At 70.2% G+C, this 15586-nt stretch carries 18 protein-coding genes; 7 read left to right on the top strand and 11 right to left on the bottom strand.

The window, feature by feature from the left end:
* Positions 1-5: 5 nt before the first annotated feature.
* Both BM041_RS25215 and BM041_RS25210 read right to left on the bottom strand, forming a co-directional pair.
* The gene (locus BM041_RS25215) at positions 6-965 is read right to left on the bottom strand and encodes a Bug family tripartite tricarboxylate transporter substrate binding protein (RefSeq protein WP_175534166.1); all 960 of its coding nucleotides are present in this window, start codon (positions 963-965) and stop codon (positions 6-8) included.
* Between the two features lie 14 nt (positions 966-979).
* On the bottom strand, positions 980-1882 hold the full coding sequence (locus tag BM041_RS25210; protein ID WP_092962679.1) for a polysaccharide deacetylase family protein: 903 nt from the start codon (positions 1880-1882) through the stop codon (positions 980-982).
* A gap of 62 nt (positions 1883-1944) precedes the next feature.
* On the opposite strand from BM041_RS25210, the gene BM041_RS25205 reads away from it, so the two are divergent.
* Complete coding sequence (locus tag BM041_RS25205) at positions 1945-2718, top strand: maleate cis-trans isomerase family protein (RefSeq protein WP_175534165.1); 774 nt, start codon at positions 1945-1947, stop codon at positions 2716-2718.
* A gap of 74 nt (positions 2719-2792) precedes the next feature.
* Entirely contained in the window at positions 2793-3527 is a 735-nt protein-coding gene (locus BM041_RS25200; RefSeq protein WP_092962677.1) for an SH3 domain-containing protein, read from the top strand.
* Positions 3528-3533: 6 nt separating this feature from the next.
* Here the strand turns inward: BM041_RS25200 and BM041_RS25195 are convergent, their stop codons facing one another.
* Together BM041_RS25195 and BM041_RS25190 are read right to left on the bottom strand one after the other, a co-directional pair.
* The gene (locus BM041_RS25195; protein ID WP_092962676.1) at positions 3534-4880 is read right to left on the bottom strand and encodes an LLM class flavin-dependent oxidoreductase; all 1347 of its coding nucleotides are present in this window, start codon (positions 4878-4880) and stop codon (positions 3534-3536) included.
* 4 nt (positions 4881-4884) lie between these two features.
* Positions 4885-5664, bottom strand: coding sequence for a class II aldolase/adducin family protein (locus BM041_RS25190; protein ID WP_092962675.1), 780 nt, complete (start codon positions 5662-5664; stop codon positions 4885-4887).
* Positions 5665-5810: 146 nt separating this feature from the next.
* Between BM041_RS25190 and BM041_RS25185 the strand changes: the two genes are divergently transcribed.
* Positions 5811-6527 (top strand): ribonuclease activity regulator RraA, encoded by a 717-nt coding sequence (locus BM041_RS25185; protein ID WP_092962674.1) that lies wholly within the window; start codon positions 5811-5813, stop codon positions 6525-6527.
* 170 nt (positions 6528-6697) lie between these two features.
* A complete protein-coding gene (locus BM041_RS25180) occupies positions 6698-7669 on the top strand; it encodes a Bug family tripartite tricarboxylate transporter substrate binding protein (RefSeq protein ID WP_092962673.1) in 972 nt (323 codons plus the stop codon).
* Here BM041_RS25180 and BM041_RS25175 read toward each other — a convergent pair.
* Positions 7656-8312: an aspartate/glutamate racemase family protein gene (locus tag BM041_RS25175; RefSeq protein ID WP_092962672.1), complete on the bottom strand. Its 657-nt coding sequence runs from the start codon at positions 8310-8312 to the stop codon at positions 7656-7658. The two genes, BM041_RS25180 and BM041_RS25175, sit on opposite strands and share 14 nt — an antisense overlap.
* A complete protein-coding gene (locus BM041_RS25170; protein WP_092962671.1) occupies positions 8309-9031 on the bottom strand; it encodes a maleate cis-trans isomerase family protein in 723 nt (240 codons plus the stop codon). The genes BM041_RS25175 and BM041_RS25170 overlap by 4 nt, the downstream gene beginning before the upstream one ends.
* 103 nt (positions 9032-9134) lie before the next feature.
* On the opposite strand from BM041_RS25170, the gene BM041_RS25165 reads away from it, so the two are divergent.
* From BM041_RS25165 to BM041_RS25155, 3 genes are read left to right on the top strand one after another with little or no spacing between them, the layout of a single operon-like run.
* Positions 9135-10124: a DUF808 domain-containing protein gene (locus tag BM041_RS25165; RefSeq protein ID WP_092962670.1), complete on the top strand. Its 990-nt coding sequence runs from the start codon at positions 9135-9137 to the stop codon at positions 10122-10124.
* A gap of 32 nt (positions 10125-10156) precedes the next feature.
* A complete protein-coding gene (locus BM041_RS25160; RefSeq protein ID WP_092962669.1) occupies positions 10157-10468 on the top strand; it encodes a putative quinol monooxygenase in 312 nt (103 codons plus the stop codon).
* Positions 10469-10475: 7 nt separating this feature from the next.
* Positions 10476-11021: an ureidoglycolate lyase gene (locus BM041_RS25155; RefSeq protein ID WP_217648841.1), complete on the top strand. Its 546-nt coding sequence runs from the start codon at positions 10476-10478 to the stop codon at positions 11019-11021.
* On the opposite strand, the gene BM041_RS25150 is transcribed toward BM041_RS25155, so the two are convergent.
* The 5 genes from BM041_RS25150 to BM041_RS25130 are packed head-to-tail and all read right to left on the bottom strand — an operon-like array spanning position 11022 to position 15585.
* The gene (locus BM041_RS25150) at positions 11022-11753 is read right to left on the bottom strand and encodes a class II aldolase/adducin family protein (protein WP_175534164.1); all 732 of its coding nucleotides are present in this window, start codon (positions 11751-11753) and stop codon (positions 11022-11024) included. It abuts the gene before it with no gap.
* Positions 11746-12744 (bottom strand): ABC transporter ATP-binding protein, encoded by a 999-nt coding sequence (locus tag BM041_RS25145; RefSeq protein ID WP_092962667.1) that lies wholly within the window; start codon positions 12742-12744, stop codon positions 11746-11748. The genes BM041_RS25150 and BM041_RS25145 overlap by 8 nt, the downstream gene beginning before the upstream one ends.
* The gene (locus tag BM041_RS25140) at positions 12741-13712 is read right to left on the bottom strand and encodes an ABC transporter ATP-binding protein (RefSeq protein WP_092962666.1); all 972 of its coding nucleotides are present in this window, start codon (positions 13710-13712) and stop codon (positions 12741-12743) included. Before BM041_RS25140 ends, BM041_RS25145 begins: the two co-directional genes overlap by 4 nt.
* Complete coding sequence (locus tag BM041_RS25135) at positions 13709-14581, bottom strand: ABC transporter permease (RefSeq protein WP_092962665.1); 873 nt, start codon at positions 14579-14581, stop codon at positions 13709-13711. The genes BM041_RS25140 and BM041_RS25135 overlap by 4 nt, the downstream gene beginning before the upstream one ends.
* Positions 14578-15585, bottom strand: a complete 1008-nt coding sequence (locus BM041_RS25130) for an ABC transporter permease (RefSeq protein ID WP_092962664.1) — start codon at positions 15583-15585, stop codon at positions 14578-14580. Before BM041_RS25130 ends, BM041_RS25135 begins: the two co-directional genes overlap by 4 nt.
* Position 15586: the final 1 nt, after the last annotated feature.

The following is a 15586-nucleotide window of genomic DNA, read 5'->3' as shown; positions in this document are numbered from 1 at the left end:
CGCCATCAGTCCAGCCGGACGCCGGAGCGCTGCACGACATCCCGCCACACCGGCGCTTCGGCCTGCATCTGGGCCGCGAATTCGGCCGTGGTGTTGCAGACGGGATCGCTGCCGAGGCGCCGCAGCCCGGCGCGGACGGGCTCCTCCGCACAGGCTTCCCGCACCGCGGCGGCCAGGCGGGCGATGGCGGCGGGCGGCGTGCCGCGGGGGGCGAGCAGGCCGTTCCAGGTCTCGAACCGGAAACCCGGGAAGCCCTGCTCGGCCACGGTCGGGACATCCGGGGCCAGCGCCGAGCGTGCCGCGCCGGAGGAGGCGATGACGCGCACCTCGCCGCTCTGCAGGAAGGGCGCCATGTCTGACGGGTTGCCGAAATAGCCGGCGGTGCGGCCCGCCAGCAGGTCCTGCACCGCGGGCGCGCCGCCGCGATAGGGGATGTGCTGCATGTCGAGGCCCGCGCGCAGCGAGAGGAAGATCATGACGAGATGCGTGCCGGATCCCGCGCCGCCGCTGGCATAGTCCAGCGCGCCGGGCCGGGCCTTCGCGGCCGCGATGAAGTCGCCGAGGGTGCGGAAGGGGGAATTGCCGGGCACGCCGAGGAAGAATGGATTCGCTGCCAGGTTCACAGCCGGCACCAGATCCGCCATCGGGTCGTAGCTGAGGCGCATCAGCACCGGCAGCACCATCAGGTGGGATGGCGAGAGCATGATGTAGGCATGGCCATCGCCCTGGGTGCGGGCGATGAACTCCCCGGCCACGGCGCCATTCGCGCCGCTGCGGTTCTCCACCACCAGAGGCTGGCCGAGCCGCGCGCCGGTGCGATCCGCGAAGAGCCGCGCGAGGCTGTCGGAGATGCCGCCGGGCGGGAAGGGGACGACGATGCGGATGGGCCGGTTCGGCTGCCAATCCTGCGCCGCCGCCGGCAGCGCCGGCAGCAGCAGGAGAAGCAGGGCAAGGAGTTTCCGCATCACTCGTCTCCGGGTCAGATGTGACTCTCGTGGTTGGCGAGGTACCATTCCGCGATCTCCTCCCGCGTCGTCCACCAGACGTCGGGGAAGGTCCTGGCGTAGTCGACGAAGTCGCGCAGCGCGCGGATGCGGAAGGGCTGGCCGATGACGTGCGGGTGCAGGCCGATATTCATCAGCCGGCCGCTGGTCGCACCCTCGCGGTACAGCTCATCGAACTGTTCCTTGAAGACGCCGAAGCCGCCATTCACGTCCTTGCCCTGGCGGAGGAAGACGGTGAAGTCATTGACCTCGGACGTATAGGGGATGGAGACCATCGGCTTTCCCGATTCCGTGTGGATCAGGTAGGGCTGGTCGTCGTTCAGCAGATCCGTGAAGAAGATCAGCCCTTCCTCCGCCAGGATATCGGCGGTGTTGGGCGTGGAGCGGAGCGAGCAGGAAAGCCAGCCGCGGGCGGGCTTGCCGACCACGTCCTTGTAGACGCGGAGCGTTTCCCGGATGACGTTGCGCTCACCGTCGATGTCGAACTGGTAGTTGGTAAGCAGGTCGGTCTGGACGTAGTTGTGGGCGACGATCTCCCAGCCCTTGTCGATGGCGTGCTGCACGACGGCGCGGCGTTCCAGGCCCATCTTGGCGTTCATGGTGCAGCTGGTCGGCACGCCCGCACGCTCGAAGGTCTCGAACATCCGCCAGACGCCGACGCGCTGGCCGTACTCGCGCCAGGTCCAGTTCGGGTTGTCATAGACATTGCCGGGCAGCATGTCGGTGATGATGGAGGGACCGCCGGGATAGAAGGGCTTGTCCGTGTCCTTCGTCGGGTCCCAGTACTCGAAGTTGGTGGTCAGCAGCATGGCGATGCGCGCCCCGTTGGGCCAGCGGAGCGGCTTCCGGTGGGGCATCGGGACGAAGTCGTAGCGCATCGGGCCATGTCCTCTGAGGTTGTCCGTACTTCACCATGGGGAATGGCGGCGCGGAAGGGTGCATGGATGACTTGGCGCGCGATGGCGTGCATGATCGCGCCATGCAGAACACCGCCCCCTCCGGCTTCCCGCAGCGCGTCGGCCTCCTCGTGCCCGGCAGCAACACGACGGTGGAGGCGGAGATGAACCGCGCCGGCCTGCCGGGCCTGAGTTTCCACGCCGCGCGCATGACGCTGCCGATGGGGCTGGCCGGGGAGGCGCTGGCGGCACAGCTGCGGGAGAATGCGGCCGCGCCGTTGCAGCACCTCTCGGCCTGTCAGCTCGATGCCGTGATGCTGGGCTGCACCAGCGCGGCGATGGCGCTGGGGGCGGATCGGTCACTGGCGATGATGCAGGCGGCGCAGGCCCGGGGCACGCTGGAAGTCGGCACTGCCATCATCGCCGCGCTGCGTGCGACGAAGCTCGCGCGAATCGCGCTGTTCACGCCCTATCTGCCCGCGACCAACGCCTCCGTCATCGCCTATCTCGCGGCGGCGGGGATCGAGACGGTGGCCTCGCTCGGCCTCGGGCTGAATGCGAGCCTGGAGATGTTCCGCGGCGTGTCCCGCACCACGCCGGCGGCGCTGGAGGCGCATCTCGATGCGCTGGACACCACCGGCGCCGATGGGGTGCTGATCTGCTGCACGGACCTGCCGACGGTGGCTGCGCTGCCGGGGCTGGAGGCCAGGATCGGCAAGCCGGTGGTCAGCAGCAACCAGGCCATGATCTGGGCCATCGCCCGGCACCTGGGCCAGCAGCCGGAACGGGCGGGCGGGAGTCTTTTCGCCGCCGCCTGACGGCGCGGACGGAACCGGCGGGGGTGGCGCGGCTTTGAGGGGGTTTGGAAACCCTTTCGAGGCGAACAGGATTCATGCCGGGCCGGACTGTCTGGATCGGCGCCGCGCTGCTGGCGCTGGGCGCAGGTGCGCTGGCTGCGACGATCGCGATGCAGGCGCCGTCGCGCGGGGATACCGTGGCGGTGGCGCCGCCGGGGGCCGATGACGCGGTGGAAGGGCAGAGCGCGGTGGAGGCCGTGCGCCAGCATCTGCGTCGCGCCGGGCTGTCCGACGAATTGCTGGGGCTAGAGACCCATCGCCCGGACGGGCTGCGGGAGACGGTGGTGGTCTGCGGTCGCATCGCCGCGCCGGCGCGCCAGGGCGGCGGGCTGGCGGATGTGGTGGCGCGGGTGATGGCGACGCCGCGCAGCAACGCGGCGCTGGCTTCCAGCGCGTCCCGCCCGCTGCCGCCCTTCGTGGTGCTGGAAGACGGGCCTGGCCTGACGCGCAACCGCCCGGTCGGCGATGCCTGGCGGCGGCTGTGCCACGCCACCCCGCCGGCGGATAGGGCACCGACAGCGGCCCCGGCTGCGACGGCCCCCTCGCCGCCGCCCGCCCTTTCCCCCGCTGCCATGCCGGCCGGTGAGCAGGTGGTGCTGCGCAGCCACGGCAATATCCGCAGCGGTCCCGGCGGCGGCGCCGCGGTGCTGCGCGTGGCGCCGCGCGGCGCCAGCCTCACGGTGCTGGACCGCGCGGCGGGCGGCTGGCTGCAGGTGGATGACGGCGCTGGCGGTGGCTGGGTGCATGAGAGCCTGGTGGAGGCGCCCTGACGCCGCCTACCAGCGATGGGCGGCGGCGGCGTGCGTCTCCGGCAGGCGCGGGCCGGCGCCGAACAGCTTTTCCCGGTAGGTGCCGGGCGCGTAGCCCGTCTTGAACAGCCCGCGTTCCTGCAGCACCGGCACCACCAGGTCGATGAAGTGCTCCAGGCATTCCGGCATGACGGTGCGGGAGAGGTTGAAGCCATCCACATCGGCGTCGCGCATCCAGCCCTCCAGCGCATCGGCCACCTGGTGGGGGTCGCCGACGATGGGGGGCTGGCGGCTGCCGAGGACGGATTGCTCCAGCAGCTTGCGCTTGGTCCAGGCGGGGCCGGCGACCTGCTTCATCGCCTGGACATTGGACTGGATGGCCTGGGTGGGGCCGGCCTGGATGGGATCGTCCATGCCATAGCGCGCAAAATCGATGCCGAGCGAGGCGGCGGCATGGGCCAGCGTGGCCTCCGCGCTGGCGTGGCTGGCGTAGTCCGCCAGCAAGGCGCGGGCCTCGGCTTCCGTGCGGCCGGTGACGATGGTGGCGCCGACGAAGACCTGGATGGGCCGGGGCGCGGCGCGGGCGCGGAGGTCGGCCACCTGCCGCGCCACGATGGCGGGGCTGGTGCCGTTGACGAAGACGCATTCGGCATGGCGGCCCGCGAAGGCGCGGCCGCGATCGCTGGCGCCGGCCTGGTACAGCACCGGGGTCCGCTGCGGCGAAGGCTCACAGAGGTGGATCGCGTCCAGCCGGTACTGCCTGCCCTGGTGGTGGATGCGGCGGATGCGGGCGGGGTCGGTGTAGAGGCCCCCCGCGCGGTCCCGCTTCACCGCATCATCGGCCCAGCTGCCCTCCCACAGCGCATAGACCGCCTCCATGTATTCCTCGGCCAGGTCGTAGCGGTCGTCATGCTGCATCTGGGCGTCATGGCCCAGCGCACGCGCCGCGCTGTCGAGGTAGCCGGTCACGATGTTCCAGCCGATGCGCCCGCCCGTCAGGTGATCCAGCGAGGACATCCGGCGGGCGAAGAGATACGGCGCCTCATAGGCCAGGTTGCAGGTGACGCCGAAGCCGAGATGCGTCGTCACCGCCGCCATGGCGGGGATGGTGACGACGGGATCGATCAGGGGCACCTGCACGCCACCGCGCAGCGCCGCATCGGCGCTGCCGCCCAGTACATCGTAGATGCCGAGCACATCCGCCAGGAACAGGCCATCGAACAGCCCGCGTTCCAGCAGGCGGGCCAGGTCCATCCAATGGGCCAGGCTGTTGTAGCCGGGGCTCTGGTCCCTGGGGTGGGTCCACATCCCCTGCTGGATATGGCCCGGCGTCGCCATGTCGAAGGCGTTGAGGCGCATGGCGCGCGTGGCCATGCAGTCAGCTCCGGTAGCTGATCGGGTCGTTCTCGATCAGGCGGAGGGACGCTTCCCAGGCCAGGTTGATGTGCGGGCTGGGCGGGTTCTTCGGCGCGAATTGCGCCGCGGTCTTCAGCCGCACTTCCTCCGGCGGCAGGACCAGCTTGGCGCCGCCGGCCAGCGCGGCCACCTGCGCCTGGCAGGCGCGTTCCAGGTAGTAGATCTGGCTCCAGGCATCCGGGATCGTCGTGCCACCCACCAGCAGGCCGTGGTTGCGCAGGATCATCGCCTTGTGCGGGCCGAGATCCGCGACCAGCCGGTCCCGCTCATCCAGGTCGAGCGCGATGCCTTCATACCCATGGTAGCCGAGGCAGCCGTAGAATTTCAGCGCGTGCTGGCTGATCGGCAGCAGGCCGTGTTCCTGGGCGGAGACGGCGATGCCGGCGGAGGTGTGGGTGTGGATGACGGCCACCAGATCCTCCCGCGCCATGTGGATGGCGGAATGGATGGTGAAGCCGGCGGCGTTCACATGCAGGCCGCTGCGGCCCTCCGGTTCCAGGATGTTGCCGTCCACATCGATCTTCACCAGGTCGCTGGCGCGCATCTCATGGAACATCACGCCGTAGCTGTTGATGAGGAAGTGGTGTTCCGGCCCCGGGATGCGGGCGCTGATATGGGTGTAGATCAGATCCGTCATCCGGTGATGCGCGACCAGGCGGTAGAGCGCGGCCAGGTCGCAGCGGATCTTCCATTCCTCCTCGCTGATGCCGGCGGGGATGGGAGAGGGGGCGGACATGTTCATCGGACGGGTCTCGCGCGCGGAGGGATCGGCCGACACTCTCCCGCATCGCGCGCCCTGCGGGAAGGGTCGCCGGGGCTGGACGGGGTTCACGATCCGGCCCGACCATGTGCATGAAGGGGGAAAGAAACCCCGTTGAGGAACGCTTCATGGCCCTGAGCCCCGAGACCCGCGACAAGCTTCGCCGCGTCAGCACCGCCACCCTGGCGACCGCGCTGTTCAAGCGCGGCTTCCGCAGCCAGATGATCCAGGGGCCGCTGCCGCTGCACACACCCACGGAGAGCATGGTGGGGGAGGCCTTCACCGTCCGCTACATCCCGGCGCGGGAGGATCTGAACACGCTGGAGGCCTTCCGGGACCCCAGCCACCCCCAGCGCAAGGCCATCGAGACCTGCCCGCCCGGGCATGTGCTGGTCTTCGACAGCCGCAAGGATGCGCGCGCGGCCTCCGCGGGCGCCATCCTGGTCGGGCGGCTGAAGGCCCGCGGCGTGGCGGGGGTGGTGACGGATGGCGGGTTCCGCGACAGTGCGGAGATCGCGGCACTCGGCATCCCGGCCTTCCACACCAGGCCGTCCGCGCCGACGAACCTGACACTGAACCACGCCATCGACATCAATGTCCCGATCGCATGCGGCGATGCGCCGGTGTTCCCGGGGGATGTGCTGGTGGGGGATTGCGACGGCGTGATCGTGATTCCCGCGCATCTGGCGGAGGAGATCGCGGGCGAAGCCACCGAGATGACGGCCTATGAGGATTTCGTGACGGAGAAGGTGGCGGAGGGGCGGACGATCGTCGGCCTCTATCCCGCGACGAACCCGGCGAGCCTGGAGGAATTCAAGGTCTGGCGGGCGGCCAAGGGGCGGTGAGGTGCGTGGGGAAGGCGCTGCCTTCCCCACACCCCATCCGCCAGGGGCGAACCGCCCCTGGACCGTCGTCGATTGCCAGGGTTCCAAGGGCCCGCTGGCCCTTGGCATGGGGGTGCGGGGGAACGGCGTTCCCCCGCGAGACTGAACAAAAACGGGAGGACCAAGACCCAATGAACCGCCGCACGCTGCTGGGCGCCCTCGCCGCGCCCGCCCTCATCCGCCCCGCTGTCGCGCAGCAGGATTGGCCATCCCGCGCCGTCACCCTCGTCGTGCCCTTCGCCACCGGCGGGCCTTCGGACCTGATCGCCCGCATCGCCGCGCAGCACATGCAGCAGACGCTGGGCCGCCCCTTCGTGGTGGAGAACCGCCCCGGGGCGACCGGGGAGGTCGGCGCGCGCCAGGTGATCCGCACGGCGCCGGATGGCTACACGCTGATGCATGCGCCGATCAGCACCTGGGCGATCAATGTCGCCCTGCGTCCCAACCTGGCCTATGACCCGACGACGCAGTTGACGCGCATCACCGTCACGGTGCGAACGCCCAATGTGCTGGTGGTGAACCCGCAATCGGTGCCGGTGCAGGATTTCGCGGGCCTCATCGAGTGGATGAAGCGCAACGCGGCCACCGCTTCTTATCCCTCCTCCGGCGTCGGGTCTTCGGACCATCTGACGGCGGAGATGTTCAAGCAGGCGACGGGGACGGAGATGGCGCACATCCCCTATTCCGGCGGCGGCCCGGCCATGACGTCCCTGATGGCGGGGACCACGCATATCTCCTTCCAGAACCTCGGCGCCGTCATCCCGCATATCCAGTCCGGGCGGCTGAAGGCGCTGATGGTGACGGCGTCGCAGCGCACGCCCGTGCTGCCGGATGTGCCGACGGGGCTGGAGGCCGGGCTGCGCGACTTCGTCGTCTATTCCTGGCAGGCGCTGGGCGGGCCGCCCGGCATGACGCCGGCCCTGGTGGAACGGGTGCGGGATGCCTTCATGGGCGCGCTGCGCGTGCCCGCGACGGCGCAGCGCCTCATCGATGCCGGCTTCGACATCGGCGGCGACACGCCGGAGGAATTCGCCACCTTCCAGGCGGCGGAGATCGCGCGCTGGAAGCGGGTGGTGGAGGCCGGAAACATCAAGCCGGAGTAATGGCCCGGGACAGCGCCAGCCGCACCGCGGCCGGCACGGGTTCGATGATCGGCACGGCGAAGCGCGGCCGCAGCGCTTCCGCCACCGCCGCCAGCGGGCCGCCGCCGATGATGATGGCATCGGCGCCGGTTTCCACGAGCGCTCGGCGGGCCGTCTCCTCCAGCGCGGCTTCGAGGCGCGCCGGGTCCGTCATCAGGGTGGCCGCGTCGCCGGGCGTCAGGAAGGTGCCGGCGTGGCGCGCGCCATGGCCATATTCGGCGACGCGCGCGTCGATGGAAGGCTTCAGCAGGCCGGTGGTGGTGACGATGACGAAGCGGCCCAGCGCGGCGGCCTCCGCCATCGCGGCCTCCGCGATGCCGGTCAGGGGCACTGCTGTCGCGGCGCGGCTCTCCGCCAGGCCGGGATCGCCGAAGGCGGCGACGACCACGCCGGCATAGGCGGACAGGTCGGTCGCGCCGACCAGCGCGCGGACCGCCAGCGCGCCTTCGGCCAGCTTCGCGGGGTCATCCAGCAAGGGCGCGCCGGTGGCGGCGGTCGTACCTTCCACCGTCACGCCGGCGGGGGCCGCGCGCTGGGCGATGGCCGCCATCAGCGCTGTCGTCCGGGTGTTGGTGTTCGGGTTGACCAGCAGCAGGCGCGTCACAGGCTGAACAGCCTTCCCCAGCCCTGCACCCGGGTGGGGTCCACGCCGGCGATCGCCAGGCTCTTCCACACCGCGGTCGCGATGCTGTCGATGATGGGGATGCCGAGTTCCGCCTCCAGCGCCGCCACCAGCGGCCCGGCGCGAAGGTTGGTGCAGACCACGGCGATGGCGTCCGGACCCTCCGCCGCCACGGCGCGGGTCATCGCCCGCAGCGCGTCCTCCGTGACCTCGGCGAAGGCGAAATTGTCGCGGATGCCGGCATGGGCATCGCCGCGGCAGGCCAGACCATGGCGTTCATACTGCGCGACGATCTTCGCCTGGACATCATCGGTGTAGGGCGTGACGTAGCCGAGGCTTTTCGCGCCCAGCTTCGCCAGCGCCTCATTCATCGCGAGGATGGAGGTGGTGGCGGGGATGCCGGTGGCGGCGGTGATGCGCTCGCACAGCCGCTCATCCGTCTCGAACCCCAGCCAGGTGGCGGAGGTGCCGTTCCAGGTGATGACATCGACCTTCGCATGGGCCAGCAGTTCCGCCGCCACCAGGATGGCGCTGTCGTCGAACTGGGCGAGGGCGGATCGGCTCAGCGCGATCTCCGTCACCTTGAAGCGGCCGAAATGGGCCGAGACCTCCGGCAGCCCGGCGATCATCGCCTGGGTCACGGGTTCCAGCACCGTGTTGGAGGAAGGGGTGAGCATGCCGAGGCGGATTCGTTTCGTCATGCCCGGCAGCCTAGCGAAGCCGCACCGCCGCGCAAACGCGGCTTTGCATTGACGCAGGCCGCCCGGCACGGCAGGCGGGGTCGAACAACCCCGCGGAGACGCCGTGAGCACGGGCCTGATCGCGCTGCTGGATGATGTGGTGGCCCTGTCCAAGGTGGCCGCGGCCAGCCTGGACGATGTCGCCTTCCAGGCCGGCAAGGCGGGGGCGAAGGCCGCCGGCGTGGTCATCGACGATGCGGCGGTGACGCCGCGCTACGTCGTGGGCTTCGCCGCGAGCCGCGAGATCCCGATCGTCAAGCGCATCGCGCTGGGGTCGCTGAAGAACAAGCTGCTGATCCTGCTGCCGGTGGCCCTCGCGCTCAGCCTGCTGGCACCCTGGGCCATCACGCCCCTGCTGATGCTGGGCGGCGCCTTCCTTTGTTATGAGGGGGCGGAGAAGGTGCTGGAAGCCATCCGCCCGCACGCCGCCCAGGCGCATGAGGCAGCGGTGGGCGCCGCGCCGGCGGACCCGCTGGCGCTGGAGGAAGCGCGGGTGGCCGGCGCCATCAAGACGGATTTCATCCTGTCCGCGGAGATCATGGCCATCGCGCTGTCCACCATCCCCGACAGCGGCTTCGTGGCGCAGGCGGCGATCCTGGCGGTGGTCGGCATCGGCATCACCATCGTGGTCTATGGCGCCGTCGCGCTGATCGTGAAGGCGGATGATGCCGGCGTGGCCCTGGCGCGGGAGCAGGGAGTGGCCCTGCGGCTGCCGGCGGGGCTGCGACCCCTGGCGCGGGCGGTGGGGCGCGGCCTGGTGAAGGGCATGCCGCCCTTCCTCATGCTGCTGAGCATCGTCGGCACGGCGGCGATGGTCTGGGTCGGCGGCGGCATCCTGATCCATGGGCTGGAGGAATTCGGCCTGGCCGGGCCGGCGCATTGGTCGCACGACCTGGCCGCCGCCGCGGGGACGATGCCTGGCATGGGCGGCGCGCTGGGCTGGCTGGCGGGGGCTGCCTTCGCCGGCGTGGTCGGGCTGGCCGCGGGGTTCCTGCTGATCCCGGTGGTGGAGCGGGTGCTGGCCCCGCTGGCGAAGCGCCTGCGGCCAGCGTAGCCTTTGCGGATATCCGGGAAGGAAAGCGCCGCATGATCCACGTCCTCGCCATCATCACGACCAAGCCCGGGATGCGGGATGCCGTGCTGGAAGCCTTCCGCGCCAATATGCCCGCCGTGCATGCCGAAGATGGCTGCATCGAATACGGCCCTGCCATCGATGCGGAGGGCGTGGGCGCCATCCAGACGAAGCTTGGCCCCGACAGCTTCGTGGTGGTGGAGAAGTGGGAAAGCCCGGCGCATCTGGCCGCCCACGCCGCCGCGCCCCACATGGCGGCCTATGGCGCGAAGGTGCGGCCGATGATCGAAGGCCGCGTCATCCACGTCCTGTCCCCCGCGGGCTAGGCCGGCGGTGCGATCCATCTCGCTGCGGGCGGAAGCGGCGACGGCGGAGAATGTCGCGCCCTTCGGCACGCTGATGGGCCCGACCGCGCCTGCGCCGGTGATCCGCAGCCCCTTCTATGGCGACCGCGTCGCGCTGCGGAAGCCGGGCCGCTTCGTGGCCGACGACACGCTGGAATTCACCGTCGCGACGCTGGAACGACGGCCACTGCGCGTGGTGTGGATGGAACGCCATTTCCTCCACACGCAGAGCTTCTTCCCCCTCGGCGGCCGGCCGTTCCTGATGGTGCTGGCCCCGCCCGGCGATGGCGAATTGCCGGTGCTGGAGGAAGCGCGCGCGCTGATCTTCGACGGCAGCGCGGGGCTGATGCTGCACCTCGGCACCTGGCATGAATTCCCGCTGGCGCTGGTGGACGCCACCAGCCTCATCATCGCCATCCGCCGGGATACCGCGCGGGACCTTCAGCATGTTCAGGGGAATGAGGCGCGCGGACCGGACCTCGACAAGAAGGACATCGCCGCGCGGCTGGGCGTGACCATCAGCGTCGATCTGTAGTCAGGTGATGCTGGCGAGTTCCGCCGCCAGCCAGGGCCGGGCCGCGATGGCGCGACGGAGGTAGTGGTCCCAGCGCAGGCCGAGCACCTTGTCCGACAGCAGGAAGCGCTTCGCCTCCTGCGCCGTGGCGTCATCGACAAGGGAAAGCGGCCTGCCCGCGGCGGCGGCCATGGCGCCGAGTTGGATGCGGCAGGCATCGTCCAGCATGATCGCGCAGTGCACGGCTTCGCGGATATTGCGGCCGACCACCAGCGTGCCGTGGTTGGCCAGCAGCAGGGCGCGGCGCGGGCCGAGGGCGGCGGCGAGTTCGACGCCGGTTTCCACCGTATCGACGATGCCGCCATACTCCGCATGCAGCGCGCAATCGTCGTGGAACATCAGCGCGGACTGGAACAGCGGCAGCAGCGGCGTGCCCGTGGCCGTCAGCATCACCGCGTTCAGGCTGTGGGTGTGGATGACGCAGCCGATATCGGGGCGGGCGTGATAGAGGCCGGTATGGATGACGAGGGAGGGATTGATCTTCCCGCCGTTTAGCACGCGCAGTTCCATGTCGGCGTGGCGGAGGTCATCCGCGCGCACTTCCTCGAACCCCTGGCCGTAGCCATGGCACCAGAAGCTGTCGCCGCCGGGCAGCCGCGCGGTCAGGTGCCCCGCGATGCCGGCATTCTGCCCGTGCACGTCGAGGATGTGATAGGCGGCGAGGAGTTCCCGCCGCAGCGTCGCCTCATCCATGGGCATCCTCCAGCGCGGGAATCCGGTTGGCGCCCTCCGTGATGCGGAGGCATGCGGCCTGGTGGGCGGCATCGCCGGCGACGGGATCGAGCGGCGGCGTTTCCGTGCGGCAGCGCGGCACGGCGACGGGGCAGCGACTCGCAAAGTGGCAGCCGGGCGGCAGGTTGATGGGGGAGGGGATCTCCCCCTGCAGGACGTGGCGCTTCAGCACCGCATCCGGGTCCGCGGGCAGGTGGGCCGACATCAGCGCCTGGGAATAGGGATGCGCGGCATCGGCGAAGACCTGGGCCGTCGGCGCATATTCGACGACGCTGCCGAGATAGAGCACCAGGATGCGGTCGCTGATGAGCTTCACGGTGCCGAGATCGTGGCTGATGAACATCATCGCCGCCCCCGTTTCCGCCTTCAGCTCCGCCAGCAGGTCCAGGATGCCGGCGCGGACGGAGAGGTCGAGCGAGGAGGTGGGCTCATCCAGCACGATCAGCTTCGGACTGGTGGCGATGGCGCGGGCGATGCACACGCGCTGGAGCTGGCCGCCGGAGAGTTCGGCGGGATAGCGGGTGAGGAGTTCGGGCGTCAGGCGCACGCGGATGGCCAGCGCCTCCACCCTGTCGCGCCGTTCGGCGGCGGAGAGCTTCGTGTGCAGCTTGAGGGGTTCGGCGATGAGGTCGCCGATGCGGATGCGCGGGTTCAGCGCGGACCAGGGGTCCTGGAACACCATCTGCATCTCCGCCCGCAGCGGGCGGCAGGCGGATTCGGGAAGGTTCGTGATGTCCCGCCCGCGGAAGCGGATGGTCCCGCCGGTCGGGGCCAGCAGCCGGATGACGCTGCGGCCGATGGTGGACTTGCCGGAACCGCTCTCACCGACGACGCCCAGCGTCTCCCCTTCCCGGATCGAGAAGCTGACGCCGTTGACGGCATGCACCTTCACCTGGCGGGAGACGTCGAAATGCTTGACCAGGCCTTCGACCTCGAGGACCGGCGCAGTCATGCCGCCACCCGGTGGCAGCGCGCGACATGGCCCTCGCCGAGCGCGACATCGGGCGGGATGGTGGTGCAATCCGCGCCGGCCTGGGGGCAGCGATCCTGATAGGGGCAGCCCGGCGGCAGGGCGCGAAGATTGGGCGGCGGGCCGCCCACGGTGCGCGTGGCGCCAAGCCGCAGGCGTTCCGGCGTCGCGCCGATCAGGTTCACGGTATAGGGGTGGGTGGGGCGGCGGAACACCTGGCGCACGGGCCCGCTTTCGACGATGGCGCCGGCATACATCACCGCCATCTCGTCGCAGTAATGCGCCACGACGCCGAGGTCGTGGGTGATGATCATGGCGCCGATGCCGGTGCGCCGCACCAAATCCCGCAGCAGGTCCAGGATCTGCGCCTGCACCGTGACGTCGAGGCCCGTGGTCGGTTCATCCGCGATCAGCAGCTGCGGTTCGTTCATCAGCGCGAGCGCGATCAGCACGCGCTGCGCCATGCCGCCGGAGAGTTCGTGCGGCCAGGCGCGCATCCGCCGCGCGGGGTCGGGAATGCCGAGGCTGCCGAGCATGGCGATGGCCTTGTCCCGTGCCTCCGCCACGCTGCCGCCGCGATGGGCGCGGCGGATGCGGATCAACTGGTCCCCGATGCGGCTGAGCGGGTCGAGCGATGATTTGGGGCTCTGCACCACCAACGCGATGTCGCGGCCGCGCAGCGCGTTGAGGTCATCATCGGGCATCGCCAGCAGATCCTGCCCCTGGAACAGCGCGCGGCCGCCCATGATGCGGGCGGGCGGGCGCAGCAGGCCCATGATGGAAGTCGCCGTCAACGACTTGCCGGCCCCGGTTTCCCCGACGAGGCCGAGGATGCGACCGGCATCGAGGGAGAAGGAGACGCCGTTCAGCGCCTTCGCCACCTGGATCTCATTGTCCAGGTTGCGGGCGATGAAGTGGGTATGGAGATCCTCCACGCGCAGCAGCGTCATCGCGTTGCCGCCTTGCGGCGGGGATCGAGCAGGTCCTGCAACCCGTCGCCGAGCATGTTGAGGCCGAGCACCATCAGGATCAGCGCGATGCCGGGGAAGACGCCGACCCACCATTGGCCGGTGACCAGGTATTCGGCGCCCTGCCGGATCATCGCGCCCCATTCCGGCGTCGGTGGCTGGATGCCGACGCCGAGGAAGGCGAGCGTCGCGCTGATGCGCACCGCCCAGGCCGCGCGCACCGCCGTCTGCGCCATGGCGCCCTGCAGGGCGTTGGGCAGGATATGGACGAAGAGGATGCGCCAGGTGGGGTTGCCGGCGGACACCGCGCTTTCGACGAAGGTGGAATGGCGCAGGGCCAGCACCTCCGCCCGCACCACCCGGGCGAAGACGGGGCTGTCCAGGAAGCCGATGACCAGCACGACGTTGAGCAGCGAGGGGCCGGCGGCGGCCACGACGGCCAGCGCCAGGATGATGGAGGGGAAGACGCGCAGCGCGTCGAAGAAGCGCATCGCGATCTCATCGAACCAGCCGCCGCGATAGCCGGTGTAGAGGCCGAGCGGCACGCCGGCGAGCAGCCCGACCAGCACGGCGGGGATGGCGATGCCGAAGGCCCAGCGCGCCCCGGCGATGACGCGGGAGAAGACGTCCATCCCGTTGCCATCCGTGCCCATCAGGTGCGCGCCGCCGGGTGCGGCCAGCACGTTGCGGGACTGGGCGAGTTCAGGATCGAAGGGCGTGATCCAGGGCGCCAGCAGCGCCATCGCCGCGAAGCCCAGGATGATGAAGACGCCCGCCGCCAGCGTCGGGCTGCGGCGGGAGATGCCGCCGATGCGACGGACCCAGCGGGGCGAGGCGATGGTGGCGCTCATGCCGCGCGGGGTTCCGTGAGGGTCACGTAGATGTCCACGATGAGGAAGACCAGCACGGAGAAGAGCGCGAGCATCAGCACGTAGCCCTGCACCGCGGCGAAATCGCCGGCGATGATGGCGGAGAGGCCGTATTGGCCGAGGCCGCCCCAGGCGAAGACGTATTCGATGAGGGAGGTGGTGCCGACCAGGCCCGTGATCTCCGTGCCGATGAAGGTCACGATGGGTGTGGCGCTGTTGCGCAGCGCCATGGCGCGGATCTCCCGCTTCGGCAGCCCCTGGGCGCGCGCATAGCGGATGTAGTCGCTGGCCAGCACTTCCAGCGCGATGGCGCGGGTCTGCTTGATGATCGGCGCGGCCGCTATGATGGCGACGCAGATGACGGGCAGGATGAGCTGCGAGGCCGCCGATGCCGCCAATTCCCAATCCGCCGCGATCAGCCCATCGATCAGGTAGCTGCCGGTCACGCGCGGTGGTGGCTCCAGGAACAGGCTGATGCGGCCCATGCCCGGTGGCGCCCATTCCAGCAGGTAGAAGAACACGAACAGCATGATGAGGCCGAGCCAATAGGTCGGCACGGAGAAGCCGAGCAGGGAGAAGAAGCGGCTGAACTGGTCGAAGCTGCGATCCGGGCGGAAGGCCGCGCGCAGCCCGACAGGGATGCCGATGCCCGCGCCGATGAACACACCCCAGAGCATCAGTTCCAGTGTTGCCGGCGCGCGGTCCAGGATCTCCGCCAGCACGGGGCGGTTGCTGAGCCAGGAGGCGCCGAGGTCCCCCTGCACGACCTTGCCGAGATAGACGCCGAACTGCACCCAGATCGGCTGGTCGAGCGCCAGCGAGGCGCGCACCAGCTCGATCTCCGCCGCCGTCGCGGTGGGGCCGGCCAGCAGCCCCACGGGGTCCTGCCCGCTGAGGCGCACCAGCATGAAGGTGCCCAGCAGGATCACGAAGAGCAGCGGCACCACCAGGACCAGGCGCCGCGCCAGCATCCGCCCGATCGGCATG

Origin of the sequence: Falsiroseomonas stagni DSM 19981, assembly GCF_900114315.1 — a bacterium.
GTDB lineage: Bacteria > Pseudomonadota > Alphaproteobacteria > Acetobacterales > Acetobacteraceae > Falsiroseomonas > Falsiroseomonas stagni.
Note: the sequence above shows the minus strand (reverse complement) of the source record. Positions and strands in the feature narration are given on the sequence as shown.

What these genes read in the sequence shown, in the direction of transcription:
- BM041_RS25215 (WP_175534166.1), bottom strand. Translation starts at nt 965, where the DNA reads ATGCGGAAACTCCTTGCCCTGCTTCTCCTGCTGCTGCCGGCGCTGCCG.
- BM041_RS25210 (WP_092962679.1), bottom strand. Translation starts at nt 1,882, where the DNA reads ATGCGCTACGACTTCGTCCCGATGCCCCACCGGAAGCCGCTCCGCTGG.
- BM041_RS25205 (WP_175534165.1), top strand. Translation starts at nt 1,945, where the DNA reads ATGGATGACTTGGCGCGCGATGGCGTGCATGATCGCGCCATGCAGAAC.
- BM041_RS25200 (WP_092962677.1), top strand. Translation starts at nt 2,793, where the DNA reads ATGCCGGGCCGGACTGTCTGGATCGGCGCCGCGCTGCTGGCGCTGGGC.
- BM041_RS25195 (WP_092962676.1), bottom strand. Translation starts at nt 4,880, where the DNA reads ATGGCCACGCGCGCCATGCGCCTCAACGCCTTCGACATGGCGACGCCG.
- BM041_RS25190 (WP_092962675.1), bottom strand. Translation starts at nt 5,664, where the DNA reads ATGAACATGTCCGCCCCCTCTCCCATCCCCGCCGGCATCAGCGAGGAG.
- BM041_RS25185 (WP_092962674.1), top strand. Translation starts at nt 5,811, where the DNA reads ATGGCCCTGAGCCCCGAGACCCGCGACAAGCTTCGCCGCGTCAGCACC.
- BM041_RS25180 (WP_092962673.1), top strand. Translation starts at nt 6,698, where the DNA reads ATGAACCGCCGCACGCTGCTGGGCGCCCTCGCCGCGCCCGCCCTCATC.
- BM041_RS25170 (WP_092962671.1), bottom strand. Translation starts at nt 9,031, where the DNA reads ATGACGAAACGAATCCGCCTCGGCATGCTCACCCCTTCCTCCAACACG.
- BM041_RS25160 (WP_092962669.1), top strand. Translation starts at nt 10,157, where the DNA reads ATGATCCACGTCCTCGCCATCATCACGACCAAGCCCGGGATGCGGGAT.
- BM041_RS25150 (WP_175534164.1), bottom strand. Translation starts at nt 11,753, where the DNA reads ATGGATGAGGCGACGCTGCGGCGGGAACTCCTCGCCGCCTATCACATC.
- BM041_RS25145 (WP_092962667.1), bottom strand. Translation starts at nt 12,744, where the DNA reads ATGACTGCGCCGGTCCTCGAGGTCGAAGGCCTGGTCAAGCATTTCGAC.
- BM041_RS25140 (WP_092962666.1), bottom strand. Translation starts at nt 13,712, where the DNA reads ATGACGCTGCTGCGCGTGGAGGATCTCCATACCCACTTCATCGCCCGC.
- BM041_RS25135 (WP_092962665.1), bottom strand. Translation starts at nt 14,581, where the DNA reads ATGAGCGCCACCATCGCCTCGCCCCGCTGGGTCCGTCGCATCGGCGGC.
- BM041_RS25130 (WP_092962664.1), bottom strand. Translation starts at nt 15,585, where the DNA reads ATGCCGATCGGGCGGATGCTGGCGCGGCGCCTGGTCCTGGTGGTGCCG.